The organism is Bacillus cereus group sp. BfR-BA-01430 (assembly GCF_022663115.1).
Classification (GTDB): domain Bacteria; phylum Bacillota; class Bacilli; order Bacillales; family Bacillaceae_G; genus Bacillus_A; species Bacillus_A cereus_BD.
In genome coordinates this window covers 116,900-130,823 of sequence record NZ_JAKUEW010000004.1, presented here as the reverse complement: position 1 = coordinate 130,823, position 13,924 = coordinate 116,900, and the positions used below count along the sequence as shown (strand labels likewise).

Sequence of the window (13,924 nt, the reverse complement as noted above, 5' to 3'; positions counted from 1 at the left end):
ACACGTTCTTATAAACACTTCATTTACAAGACTTTATCCATTTTTATATAAATACCCTTTCTATTTTTTAAAAAAACGTTCTATATAAAAAACCATATTAAACTCATCTCAACTTCATATTAGCTTCATATACATATTGTAAAATTATATCGGAATTTGTTGAAAAGTATAACTAGTGAATGTGCAATATATTAAATTGAATAAATATAAATAATTCCAAAAAAAGGAGCAAAGGAGAATAGAAATGGAAGCGTATAACATGCACAATTTTATCAATACAGAAATTGAATCTCAGCCGCATGAAACAACTTTCAATCTACACATATGCGAAGCAAATGAATTTGATGTAAATTTAACAAAATCAACAACATTATCCTTTATTGTTACAAAAAGAAATATCAAAATTATTACTAGAAAGTGGATCAATTCTCGGCAAGAAAGTATGATTGGTAAAAGTTATATTATTCCAACTCAAGCATTTCACTATCTTCTACCTATTATTTGTGAAAATGAAGAAGAAATGATTATTCAAGTACAAAGCTTTGGCACAAGCGGTGAACTTCTACTTAACGAGAGATTGCTAATCAATAAAAATAACCGCAAGAATAGTACGAAAATCACTACCTTTTTTGAAGCTTTAAATGAGAATATTATTCAAACGTTACGTACTTTCCAAATTCAATGTATGTAGTACAGTCATAAATAATTTATCCGTACTTATTATTTTAACTGATAAAATGAGCAAGAGGAGTATAATGATGAAGAAGTTATTATTAGTTATGTTATCTATATCGGTTTGGGCATTTCCTTTCAAAACTACTGAAGTAAAAGCAGCTTCACCATCTCAGCAACTAATTGTTAACACGAATACACATAAGATGGCATTCTATCAAAATGGAGTATTAATAAGAAGCTTTACTGTCGCTACTGGAAAATCTACAACACCTACTCCAACAGGGTCTTTTATTATTGTTAACAAAATTAAAAATCGTCCTTACTATACTGGTCATATTAAAGGTGGCGATCCACGTAACCCGCTCGGTGATCGTTGGCTCGGATTAAATATGGCAGGCACATGGGGAACAACATATGCGATTCATGGAACAAATAACAATCAAGCCATCGGTAAATCTACAACGCTTGGTTGCATTCGTATGTATAATAACGATATTCATTGGTTATTTGAACAAATTCATGAAAAAGCCACTGTCATTGTAAAAAACTAGTTTATATACTGAAACAAGAGAAAACCCTTGTATTAGCCAAGAACTTATCTTGGCTTCTTTTATTTCCTTTATTTCTTTGTTTACAGTAGCAAAGCAGTTGTCTTTACATATATAATAAAAATAACTTTATTAAAAAAGGCTATTAACATTTATAAAAACAAATATTAAAATTATACAGTTGTATTGTTTCATAAATTTCATATTACATACTATAATAGAATTATCGTGAATGAATTTTTTACCCCCATATATCTTCCCACATATTACATACTTTCACTGTACTGTAATAGTGGAGGGCTTATTATGTATACGAGCAATAGAAATTGATTATAAAGTGAACCTTTAATCAATGCGGACTTCATCCCCACTGATTATGAGGCTTCGTCAATCGGCTTTTTACGGGTAGTTCACCTCTCACCTAACTTCTTGCTTTCACTAAGCCTTGAAGTGTGAGCCTTACTGCCCTAAAATAGCGGGATAAATGTTGCATTTGAATATTTTAGTAAAAAGCGTTATTTAGGAGGTGTTACTATGACGCATATACTAGTGATTGAAGATAATCCAGATATACAAGAGCTTATACGAGAATTTTTGACTGCACAAAATTATGAAGTTGATGTTGTAGGTGCAGGAACAGAAGGCATTCTTCTATTCCAAAAGAATTTATACGATCTTGTTCTGTTAGATGTAATGTTACCAGATATAGATGGATATAGTATTTGTAAAATTATCCGTGGTCAGTCAGACGTACCGATTATTATGCTGACAGGTCTACAAAATGAAGAAAATGAAATTAAAGGTTTTGAGCTAGGAGTCGATGATTACATTACAAAGCCTTTTCATTATGCCATTTTTATCAAACGGGTTGAAGCAGTATTGCGAAGAGCGGCTTCAACAGAAGTTGAAAATGCAAATATACTACAATTCCATGAACTGATGCTAAATTCCACTGCATATGCTGCATATGTAAATGGTGATCAAGTGGAACTTACAACAAAAGAGTTTGAAATTATATATACGTTATTACAAAACCGTGGGAAAGTATTATCAAGAAGTGATTTGTTAAATAAAGTATGGGGCTATGAACATTACGGTGATGTGAGGGTAATTGATACACATATTAAAAATTTAAGGAAAAAATTATGTATTCCTTATATTAAAACGGTGAAAGGCATTGGCTACAAAATCGACTCTTAAAAAAGGGAACATCACCAGAAATATTTTTATTAAAACCATGTTATTTTGTATCCTTTTATCACTATGTCTTTATCAAGTTATTTATTTTCTATTATCAAACTATGATAAAGAGCATCACAGGCATTCTATTCATTCAAAGGAATTACAGACAACGCAGGACGCGTTTTCGAATGCAAAGGATGTTCAAAATAAAGCATTTTCCGGAAGTCTATCAAACCTTCCACCTTCTAGTGTAGATATTCAATCGCTCTATACTGCACTTAATCATGTTTTACATCATAATCAAGAGGCAAAAGAAAATGCGCAAAGCCCTTCTCATGTAAATAGTAAATATGTATCACCTTTACACTCTGAACAACAAGCTAGCCAAACTGCTAACTCAGATGCAACAAAACAAGAAGACAAATCAAAAGATGATATGAGCCTTGCAGAGGTATTCAAGCAGCTCGCTCCACATATCGCGCTAACAATGTTGACCATCTCACTCCTTGGCTCTTTCATTTATACAACATTAATAGCGAAACCATTTCAATATATGAGCGAAACATTGCGAGAAATTATGAATCTCGATTTTGCTGATAAACCATCTGCAAATACAAATGTGCAAAAAGAAAATTATGGTTTAGAAACTTTAGCTGTTGGAGCACAGCAAATTGTTAAAAGATTACATGAAACAAATAAAGATTTAAGAAACGAACTGAAAAGAGAACAAGAACTCGAGAGATCGCGTAAAGAATTTATGTCCATGCTGTCTCATGAATTAAAAACACCAATTACAGCTGTTATGGGGCAATTAGATGGGATGATTCACGGAATCGGCGCTTATAAAGATCGCGATAAATATTTAAAACGTTCTTATGAGATGATGCAGGATATTAACAATTTAACGGAAGAAATGTCGGAATTATCCAAAATACAAAATCCTCAGTTCAAACCAAATCTACAAATCATTTGCCTATCTAACATACTTGAAGATATTATGAAGAAGGTAGATTATTTTGTAAATGTAAAGCAATTAAATATTCAATCTAATATCAAACCAGACGTACAAATTTTAGCTGACCATAAATTTATTCAAACAGCCATTTTTAATATTGTTTCAAATGCGATTAACTATACAATCGATCATCAACATGTATATATAAAACTTTATGAAAAGCCAAATGCTTATGCTTTAGAAGTATTAAATACAGGTACACAAATTGAAGAGGAAAAATTAGCTCATCTATTTGAACCGTTTTATCGTGCCAATCCTAGCAAACATGGTCTAGTACATGGAAGCGGTTTAGGCTTGTATATTGTAAAACAAATATTAGATAAGCACCAATTCCCTTACGGCATTCAAAATACGCCTCAAGGTGTAAAATGTTCGATTGTGTTTCCAAAAGCTTTGTAGCATCCATTGACTCTACAATCGCTTCGAAACATAATAGAAAGAGAATTTCATATTCAAACTCATATGTCTTTATGAGAGGCGGAATTTTGCAGAGCTTTACTCTGTTTCGTTCGCCCGTTGTCCTAACTTGGACAACGGGCGTTTTTTTATTTAGAAAGGAGATTTTGTATGGAAAAATTTAAGTTTTCATTATTAGTTTTATTGGGAGCATGTAGTTACGGTGTACTTTCTACAATTTTCAAACTCGGTTTTATGAATGGTTTTTCCGCACACGAACTATTAGGTGGACAATATATATTTGGCTGGATTGGACTTTTACTTCTCGTCCTCTTCTTTTCACGTCATAAAATCTCAAAAAAACAAATATTTTCCTTACTAGCTGTCGGAACAACAATGAGCATGACTGGCATTTTTTACGCTATTTCGGTAGAAGAATTACCAGCTTCTATCGCTGTTGTATTACTCTTTCAATTTACATGGATTGGGGTAGTCATTGAAGCAATTGCTAACAAAGCATTTCCAAGTCGTGAAAAGGTAATTTCCATTATCATTTTATTTACTGGAACCTTATTTGCTGGTGGGGTATTTGAAGGTCTTGGTCAAACTTTCTCTACAAAGGGCATTATCTTTGGATTATCGGCCGCTCTTTCTTTTTCCTTATATATATTTGTAAGCGGACGTGTAGCAAATCATGTATCACCTTATACAAAAAGCTTTCTCATGACAACAAGTGCGACATTTATTATTTGTCTATTCTTCCCACCAGCCTTTTTAATCGATGGCACCTTACAAGCAGGATTGTGGAAATATGCTTTCTTCCTTGGATTTTTCGGGGTCATTGTACCAGTCATTTGTTTTTCAATCGGTGTTCCAAAAGTAGGAACCGGACTCGGTACCATTTTAGGAGCTGCTGAACTACCAACAGCAATCATCGCTTCTATCACACTTGTTCATGAAGTCGTGTCTCCACTTCAGTGGCTTGGCATCATTTTTATATTGATTGGTATTTTCACACCGCAGTTTCTTAAAACACGTTCATTCAATCAAAGTATATAGAAAGGAAATTGAAAACCCTTGTTACTATATCATGCAAAAAAGGATCCCTTCACGGATAGGATCCTTTTTTGCATGCTTAACGCATATAAGTTGAGGTTGGAGATTACCATAATTCTGTAGAATAGGACACAAGGTATTTCAACATTTTGTCTCTGACTTTACGTAGTCAAAAGGGGTATGACCAACATAACGAAGAGTAATGTTTCAATCAATATTGATAACGATTATCAATATCAACTAATTAGAAGTATACAGGATGTGTTCTAGAAATACAATAGTTTTTTATTTGTATTTTTTACTATAGAAATGTAAACATTTTACGAACATTCCCATAAATTAGGTATTGAATCCCTATCATCTGCTATACTTGTACTAGAATATGAAGCACTTCTTCATGTAAAGTGTTTCAATTCTTTTTCATATATCAATTAATTATAATAATCGGTTTTAGAGGTGGGGGAATTATGAAACAGATCGGAATTCGTAAAAAGCTTCTCTTCATGTTTTTAGGTATATGTTCTTTATTTAGTATCGCACTCATTATTATTCTTTCCTATGCAATAAGTGAGACGCATAAGGCTGAAACCTTAAAATCCGAAGTATCAAAACGAGCTATTATTTTAAAAGAGAGAGGAGATTGGTTTCAAGCACAAGTTGCTGGCCTGCAGGAATACTTACTATCTCATGATCAAAAAGGATTAGATAAATTTAATCGAGAAGGCAAAAAATTAGCAGATACACGCAAAGAAGTGACAAGTGATAAAAAGCTGTCAGAAGGGATGAAAGAAGCTATTTTAATGGGGGGAAAATGGCGCAGTGTGATTGATAATGAAGTTCTTCCGCTTGCACGTGAAGGAAAATGGGAGGAGGCCTCCAAAATTGCAATAGAACAAACGGATTACGTCAATGATTTATTGGATCGCTTTACGAAATATGCAAATGAAGAAAAAGAAAAACAAAATCAATTAATTGAAGATATTCATACTTCATCCGAATTCATCCAATATATTATTTTCTTCTCGCTTATTGCATGTACGATTATTTCTATCTTATTAGCTTGGTGGTTTTCCGGCCAGCTTGTTAAACCGATCCAAAAAATTGATTCTAAATTAAAAGAATTAGCTTCTAAAGATGGTGATTTAACAGCAAGATTAGACGTAAATAGTAAAGATGAAATTGGCAACATCGCTCATTCTTTCAATCAAATGCTCGCAAATTTACAACATATTATTCAACAGGTACAACAAACATCTATGAACGTAAAAGAAGCATCGCTAAGCATGTATTCTAGCACCATTGCTTCTATGGATGCGTCTTCACAAATCCAAGATACAATGGTATCTCTTGATGATAGTATTCGTTCACAAGTTTCTAGTATAGAAGAAAGCTCCACCGCTATGGACGACATGTCGAAAAGCGTGCAGCGCATTGCGGAATCTGCTTCATCTGTCGCAGAATTAGCAATGACAACCGCTGAAAAAGCAGACGATGGTGGCAAAGTGATTGAAAAATCAATTTCACAAATGAATACAATACATGAAGCAGTCAATGCTACATCACAAGTTGTAGAACGCCTAATTACACATACAAAACATATTGATACAGCTGTACAATCCATTTCTAATATTGCGGAACAAACAAACTTATTAGCTTTAAATGCTTCCATTGAAGCTGCTCGTGCTGGGGAACAAGGAAAAGGATTTGCGGTTGTCGCAGATGAAGTTCGCAAACTGGCTGAACAATCTAAAACAGCAGCAACTGATATTAACCATTTATTACGTCAAATTCAAAATGATACACAAGCTGCAAATGATATGATGACACAAGGGCAGTCAGAAGCATCTCAAGGAATTACGGTCATTCGTACTGCTGGTTCTTCTTTTTCAGCAATTGTTAACCATATAAATGGCGTTTCTACACAAATGCAAGAAATGTCTGCTACTGCTGAAGAAATGGCTGCAAGTGCTGAAGAAATGAATGCATCCTTAAATAATATCGCCTCCATTTCAAATGAGGTGGCAGCTGATACAACCCAAACATCCAATTCAGCTGGCGAACAAGTTCATGTAATGAAAGAAGTCGCTACAAAATCATCCGAGATGAAAGCTACTGTAGAGGAACTTGAAGCACTTGTTGCACATTTTAAAACAACTTCATAATAGATTGAAAGAGAGACTTTTCATTTGTCTCTCTTTTTTATTATTTATCATTGATTTACATATACCTCGAAAAGAAATATCTTATGCTTTCCTCTTTGAATGACTGTCTGCTATAATTCCTAATGGAAAGAACGCTTTATTCCAACAGATACGGAATGAAGCTTTTAAAATTCTTATATAAAAAAATCTTAATAGAATGATTAAAAGGAGGTTTTATCATATGAGTTTTATCAGTATTCGCAAAAAATTGATATTCATGATGATAGCAACTTGTGCTTTATTCGGTATTGCATTAGCTCTTATTTTATTTTTCGCTATCGATCAATCCGAAAAAGCCGAGACATTACAAACAGATATCTCCCCTTTAGCAACAGAATTAAAGGAACATGGAGAGGCTTATCAAGTGCAACTTTCTGCTCTACGTGGTTATTTATTACAACATGATCAAGTGGAAGTCGACAAATTTCATGAAATGAGTAAACACATTGAAAGTACGAAAGACAAACTTCTTGCGGACTCTCATGCCACTCAACAGCTAAAAGATACAATGCAACTAGGGACAAAATGGAGAGAGTTTATTGCAACAAAAGTCTTTCCACTTGCAAAAGAGGAGAAGTGGGAAGAAGCGATTAAACTTGCTGAAACAGAAAATGCTACTGTCTATAAAGTAATAGGCGATTTCACAAACTATAGTAATGAACAAGCAAAACTACGTGAACAATCTATTCAAAAAATCGATCAATTCTCATCGATCATTGAATATGTTGTATTGTTATCTCTTATTATCTGTAGTATTGTTGCCATTATTCTTGCATGGTGGTTCTCTGATAAACTTGTTAAACCAATTAAACAAATTGATATAAAGTTAAAAGAATTAGCATCTCAAGAAGGGGACTTAACAGGTCGTTTACAAGTAAACAGTAATGATGAAGTTGGCGAAATTGCTACTTCCTTTAATAAGTTGTTAGAAAATTTACAGCACATTATTCATCGAGTACAAAAAACATCTAAGGAAGTTCAAACAGCTTCTGAAAATATGCTCGAAAAAACGAATACATCACGAGAAGCTACATTAAAAGTTCAGCGGACCATGTCTGAATTAGAGACAAGTATTCAATCTCAAACTTCTAGCATGGAAGAAAGTTCTACTGCTATGGATGATATGTCCATTAATGTGCAGCGCATTGCGGAAGCCGCTTCTTCTGTTGCAGAGTTAGCTGTTACTACTTCAGATCATGCCAATAACGGTACTGCCGTTATTCAGAAATCGATTACACAAATGACAACAATTCATGAAGCAGTCAATGCTACATCAGAAGTTGTCGAACGTCTAATCACTCACACAAAACATATCGATACAGCATTGCAATCTATTTCTAACATTGCGGAACAAACAAATTTACTTGCTCTCAATGCTTCTATCGAGGCTGCTCGCGCTGGAGAACAAGGAAAAGGATTTGCGGTTGTCGCAGATGAGGTCCGCAAACTTGCGGAACAATCTAAAACAGCTGCAACTGATATTAACACGCTATTGCATCAAATTCAAAATGATACAGAAGCAGCAAGTTCTATGATGTCACGAGGACAAGCAGAATCTTCAGAAGGAATTCATGTAATTCGCAAAGCTGGAGATTCCTTTACAACAATTGTGGAACAAGTAAACCATGTTTCCACACAAATACAAGACATCTCTGCAACAGCGGAAGAGATGGCAGCAAGTGCCGAAGAAATGAACGCATCTCTTAACACCATTGCTTCTATCGCTAATGAAGTATCAGCTGAAACGACTCAAACTGCAAAATCAGCGGAAAGAAAAGTAATTGTTATGAATGAAATGACTTCTACAGCAAGTCAAATGAAACAAACAGTAGAAGAATTAGATACGCTCGTATCGCGATTTAAAACAGAATAATTTTCCTCTGATCCAGGTATTCCTTTTAAAGGAGCCTGGATTTTTTACTTTCTTAAACACTTTCTAAGTAACTTTCTGTTACTGCAGACGCTCTCGCACGAGATTCTCCACATATGTAACGATATTCACAAGCGCACGTTATTTCCCATATCACCATAAAAGCAGTCTCATTATAATCTATATGTATGTACTCTCCTTTCTGCTACTCACCACCATTATAGAAAGGACTTCATGAAACAGTGTGAGCTATTTCACTGCATCTTTATCTTTTTTCCTTTATAATGAGAATGACTATCACTAATATTAGGAGTGTTCTGCATGTCAAAAGAATTTGAAGATAAGATATATGCAAACTTGGAAGCTGTGATTGATCCTGAATTAGGCGTTGATATCATCAATCTTGGTTTAGTATATGATGTTACCGCTGACGAACAAAATAACGTTGTTATTACTATGACAATGACTTCTATCGGTTGCCCGATGGCTGGGCAAATTGTATCTGATGTAAAAAAAGTACTTTCAACAAATGTACCTGAAGTAAACGAAATAGAAGTAAATGTTGTTTGGAATCCGCCTTGGTCTAAAGAACGTATGTCCCGTATGGCAAAAATCGCTCTTGGCATTCGTGACTAATGTACAAAAGACCTGACTCAGCTGAGTCAGGTCTTTTCCCCTGTTATTTTACCCCTACTGCCTCATAAGCTTTATCTACAGCTTGTACTGCTTTAGAATTTTCACCATATAAATCTTCAGCAGATTGCAGAGCAGCTTGACGCATCATTTTAAAATCAGCATTTGCAGTTAAATATTTCGTAAGCGCATGATAGTAAATTTTTTCTGTCGCTTCGCGGCCAACACCAGTTACTTTTACACCGTAATGCTCTCCACCCTCAGAAACTAAATATGCCGCTTTATTATTAATACTACTATTAATATGAACGCCACCGTTATCATATGGTCCTACATAGCGTTTGCTATAATGATCTGGGTACCCTTCACCTGGTTTTAACGGATTTGGAATCGAAGCTGGATCTTTCAGAGAACGAAGAGCATCTCCTTCAATATCAGGCGTGTAAATATCAGCCCCTATATCCCAGCTTTTCTTCTCAACCATAACACCCATAATATCCGATATCGATTCGTTCAATGCACCTGATTCATTTTGATAAACTAAATTCGCTGTATATTCTGTTACAGCATGTGTTAATTCATGCCCAATTACATCTAATCCTGCAGATAATGGAATGAATGTTTTTCCATCACCATCACCATATACCATTTGCACGCCATTCCATGCTGCATTATTCCAAGCCTCACCTACGTGAACAGCAGAAATGAGCTTTGCACCTTTATTGTCGAAAGAATTGCGATTAAAAGTCTTTTTATAATAATCATATACTTTTCCAGCATTTACATGTGCATCAACTGCGGCTTTATCCTCAAAGAACTTGGATTTACTCTCTATTTCTTCACCTGTATAACCAAGCCATTGTGATAAAATCATAAATAAATTCTCATCCATATTTTTTGCATCAAATGTATGAACACCTTGCCCACGTTTACCATCAAACAAGTTATATGCACCTGTTTTCTCATCTTGAGCAATTTCAAATGATGCTTTGTTTCCTAATACACCATATCCAAAGCCTGTAATATGATCGATTGCATTATATTTCTCAATCACGTTTCCATTTGTTGCATCAATAAAATAATGCCAATACCCTGGAGCTGGTTTGGAAATAGATGCTTTTACAAGATAAGTAAGATAGTAGTTTCCGTCTTTTTCATACACGTATAAGTCCTTTTTCACACCATCATATTGATTCACTTTTCCAATTTCTTTTTCAATATTTGCCTTTGCAATGTTTACAGCTTGTTCATCTGTAATACTCGTTGCAGTTGGAATATTTTTATCCTCTAAATTTGGAATGACTTGTCCAAAAAAAGCCTTCACATTATTTTCTTTATCAAATGTGATCGTTTGATCTGATCCATACACAGGAATGTTATTATATTTCTCAACTAGCTTCACATGAGTTGTCCCCGACTTCTCATCTTTCTCTTCCCCAACAATATTGAAATGTTTTTCTACATTTCCGGCTAATTTGAACATTGCCTTCTTACTCTCTAAATATTGAAAGACAGATTCTTTTTTATCTACTCCTTCTGGCGCTTTCCATTCTTCACCTATGTAAGCAGGCGTTTTAAATTTTTGGTGATATTGAATTTGTTCTTCTGCCTGTGCTTTTGGTGTCCCTAATCCCCCAAATCCTAAAGCAATAACAGATAGAGCTAATGCGGACGAAACAATTTTCTTTTTCAAACGAGCACTCCCCATTTCCCCAAAAATTTTTGACACTCTTATATATTTCAAAAAAAGGAAAATATATCCTTTTAACAAATGTTGAGAAACAATTTTCTTACAATTTTATGCAAAACAGCAAATAAAAAAGTAGCGCATCTTTTTCATGCCCTACTTCTTTTTATAAGTAATATCTCTTATTGCTTTTTCATCTCGATCGCCAAATAATGTGATTGCTCTTTCGCTTGAATGCGGATGTCCTCCTCAACAACTTCCGCTGCATCTCGCATTACAAGTGTTTCACCATTTACAATACCACTTCCTTCAATTTGTACAAGATAAACTTGACGTCCTTCATTTACAGGGAAACAAATCTCTTTTCCTGCTTCTAATGATAAAGAATATACATTTGCATCTTGATGAATGGTAATTGGTGCATCACCATCAACTGGAGACACCATATGGAACCATGTATTTTCACGCTTATTCCAATCAAATGTAAACTCTCCGTAGTTTGGCTTATGACCAGCATAGTCTGGTAAAATCCAAATTTGTAATAAGCGCAATGTTTCATTTCCTAAATTATGTTCACTATGAAATACCCCTGTACCAGCACTCATATATTGAACATGCCCACGCTCAATTGTACCGCGGTTTCCCATACTATCTTGGTGCGTTAGCGCTCCATCTACAACGTAAGAAATAATTTCCATATCACGGTGTGGGTGCATATCAAATCCTGTTTGCGCTGCTACTAAATCATCATTAATAACGCGAAGTACTCCGAAGTTCATATTATTTGGATTATAGTAGTCTGCAAATGAAAAATGAAAATGTGTATTTAACCAACCGTGATTTGCTCTTCCCATATTTTTATGATCAATTTTTCGAAACATATTCTTCACCTCATATTATCTCATGTTCAAGATGTTTTTTAAAATTTTTTAATGTAACTTTCGAAGTAGTTCTAATAATTGTTGTTGCTCCTTATGATTTAACTTTCTAAATTGCTCTGCTTGAAACGTTTCTTGCGGTGGAACAGTTTCTTGATATAACGCTCTTCCCTTTTCTGTTAATGAAAGATATTTAGTCGTCCCTTCCCGTTCCCGCTGAATCCATTCTAACTTTTCCATCTTACTTAAAAGCTGCGTAATATTCCCTTTCGTAACAAATAACTTCTTTCCAAGCTCCTGCTGTGTTAATCGTTCTTGTCCACCAATTTGAGCTAAAACATCAAACTGTGCAGCAGACAAATTCCATTTCTTTAAATGCTGATTTGTTTCACGAATACTTTTGTTATAAAAGCGCGATAAACGGAACCATAATAACACACCAAGTCTATCCTCTGTTTTCATTCCATCACCTCGCTCATTTCATATCATTAGTTTAGAACTAAACTTTAAAAATGTCAATTACTAAAGTTTAATAAGTAAAACAAAAGCATAGTAGATTTTATCACTATGCCTTAGTTTATTTTCCTTCTTATATACTCATTCATTTTTCGTTCAGCAAATGTACGAGCATCTCTTTCTATCCATCGTCGTTCATATGCCTCTGTATCTATATATAAAACATTCTGTTCATGCTGCATAGAGTGTCGAAACTCATGTAACAACGTTTTGAGCACTTGTTCATATTGTTCCCACCTACATATAAAAATGAGTCTTTTTTCTTTATGATAAAAGCCGTTCAAAGGAAATAAAAATTCTTCTTCCTCTTCTCCTAACATTAAAAGAACTTCATTCGTCTCACACGTATCGCAAAAAATAACAGGAATTTCACGCTTATCAATGAGTGAAAAAACATCGCTTTTCACTTGTTGAATATCCCAAGGAAACTCTGCATCTAGCACGTACCAATTTCCAGCTTGCTGATACACATTTTGAAACTGGAGTTCCATCTTCCTCCATTCCCCTTTCTACATTCCCTTTTTCTATATATATGCCACCACAAGAAGAAAAATAAACGTATATTCCTATATAACATTACATCTCATTCAAAAAATCTTTAAAAATATTGTTTTAAAAGCTTGATTTATACCAATTACTAGATTATAATAATTATAAATTAGTAATCGATACAAAATAATAATTCAAAAGGAGATTGATCATATGAATACACAAGTAATCGAAGTATTAAACAAACAAGTAGCAGACTGGAACGTACTATTTACAAAACTACACAACTTCCATTGGTACGTAAAAGGACCTCAATTTTTCGTCCTACATGAAAAATTCGAACAATATTATACAGAAGCAGCTGAACACATTGATGAAATCGCAGAACGCATTTTAGCAATCGGCGGCAAACCAGTAGCAACAATGAAAGAATACTTAACAATATCTTCTGTTCAAGAAGCTTCTTATGGAGAAACTGCAGAAGGGATGGTTGAATCAATCTTGAAAGACTATGAAATGATGTTAGACGAACTCAAAAAAGGCATGGAAATTGCTGAAAACGCAAACGACGAAACAACATCTGACTTACTACTCGGCATTTATACAGAACTAGAAAAACACGCTTGGATGCTACGTGCATTCTTAAACAAATAATACACGAAACGCGGATCCGACTGACCAGTCCGGACGGATAAGGTTCTTCCATACAGAAAGTGCTCTTTATCTTCTCATACGGAAGAACCTTAGACACGAAGAGCTAGCCGCTAGGTCTTGAAAA

Annotated in this window: 13 protein-coding genes; 9 read left to right on the top strand and 4 right to left on the bottom strand. The window is 34.5% G+C overall.

Annotated features, from left to right (window positions below):
* Nucleotides 1–244 precede the first annotated feature (244 nt).
* The 8 genes from MR058_RS10510 to MR058_RS10475 all read left to right on the top strand — a co-directional run bounded on the left by MR058_RS10510 (nt 245) and on the right by MR058_RS10475 (nt 9,579).
* Nucleotides 245–691 (top strand): DUF3978 family protein, encoded by a 447-nt coding sequence (locus MR058_RS10510; RefSeq protein ID WP_242143978.1) that lies wholly within the window; start codon nt 245–247, stop codon nt 689–691.
* A gap of 67 nt (nt 692–758) precedes the next feature.
* Entirely contained in the window at nt 759–1,226 is a 468-nt protein-coding gene (locus tag MR058_RS10505; RefSeq protein ID WP_242143977.1) for a L,D-transpeptidase, read from the top strand.
* Between the two features lie 531 nt (nt 1,227–1,757).
* Nucleotides 1,758–2,423: a response regulator transcription factor gene (locus MR058_RS10500; protein ID WP_242143976.1), complete on the top strand. Its 666-nt coding sequence runs from the start codon at nt 1,758–1,760 to the stop codon at nt 2,421–2,423.
* Nucleotides 2,401–3,819 carry a sensor histidine kinase gene (locus MR058_RS10495; RefSeq protein WP_242143975.1) on the top strand — a complete coding sequence of 473 codons (1,419 nt, stop codon included), beginning with the start codon at nt 2,401–2,403 and terminating at the stop codon, nt 3,817–3,819. The genes MR058_RS10500 and MR058_RS10495 overlap by 23 nt, the downstream gene beginning before the upstream one ends.
* Nucleotides 3,820–3,987: 168 nt before the next feature.
* Nucleotides 3,988–4,875 (top strand): EamA family transporter, encoded by an 888-nt coding sequence (locus MR058_RS10490; RefSeq protein ID WP_242143974.1) that lies wholly within the window; start codon nt 3,988–3,990, stop codon nt 4,873–4,875.
* 464 nt (nt 4,876–5,339) lie between these two features.
* Entirely contained in the window at nt 5,340–7,034 is a 1,695-nt protein-coding gene (locus MR058_RS10485) for a methyl-accepting chemotaxis protein (RefSeq protein ID WP_242143973.1), read from the top strand.
* A 220-nt stretch (nt 7,035–7,254) separates the two neighbouring features.
* Nucleotides 7,255–8,946: a methyl-accepting chemotaxis protein gene (locus MR058_RS10480; RefSeq protein ID WP_242143972.1), complete on the top strand. Its 1,692-nt coding sequence runs from the start codon at nt 7,255–7,257 to the stop codon at nt 8,944–8,946.
* A 318-nt stretch (nt 8,947–9,264) separates the two neighbouring features.
* Entirely contained in the window at nt 9,265–9,579 is a 315-nt protein-coding gene (locus MR058_RS10475; protein ID WP_012096071.1) for a metal-sulfur cluster assembly factor, read from the top strand.
* A 43-nt stretch (nt 9,580–9,622) separates the two neighbouring features.
* Here the strand turns inward: MR058_RS10475 and MR058_RS10470 are convergent, their stop codons facing one another.
* The 4 genes from MR058_RS10470 to MR058_RS10455 all read right to left on the bottom strand — a co-directional run bounded on the left by MR058_RS10470 (nt 9,623) and on the right by MR058_RS10455 (nt 13,148).
* A complete protein-coding gene (locus MR058_RS10470; protein ID WP_242143971.1) occupies nt 9,623–11,269 on the bottom strand; it encodes a M4 family metallopeptidase in 1,647 nt (548 codons plus the stop codon).
* Between the two features lie 176 nt (nt 11,270–11,445).
* Entirely contained in the window at nt 11,446–12,144 is a 699-nt protein-coding gene (locus MR058_RS10465) for a pirin family protein (RefSeq protein WP_242143970.1), read from the bottom strand.
* 48 nt (nt 12,145–12,192) lie between these two features.
* On the bottom strand, nt 12,193–12,603 hold the full coding sequence (locus MR058_RS10460) for a MarR family winged helix-turn-helix transcriptional regulator (RefSeq protein ID WP_242143969.1): 411 nt from the start codon (nt 12,601–12,603) through the stop codon (nt 12,193–12,195).
* A 110-nt stretch (nt 12,604–12,713) separates the two neighbouring features.
* Nucleotides 12,714–13,148: a DUF3920 family protein gene (locus MR058_RS10455; protein WP_242143968.1), complete on the bottom strand. Its 435-nt coding sequence runs from the start codon at nt 13,146–13,148 to the stop codon at nt 12,714–12,716.
* 211 nt (nt 13,149–13,359) lie between these two features.
* Between MR058_RS10455 and MR058_RS10450 the strand changes: the two genes are divergently transcribed.
* Nucleotides 13,360–13,800 carry a Dps family protein gene (locus MR058_RS10450; RefSeq protein ID WP_242143967.1) on the top strand — a complete coding sequence of 147 codons (441 nt, stop codon included), beginning with the start codon at nt 13,360–13,362 and terminating at the stop codon, nt 13,798–13,800.
* Nucleotides 13,801–13,924 lie beyond the last annotated feature (124 nt).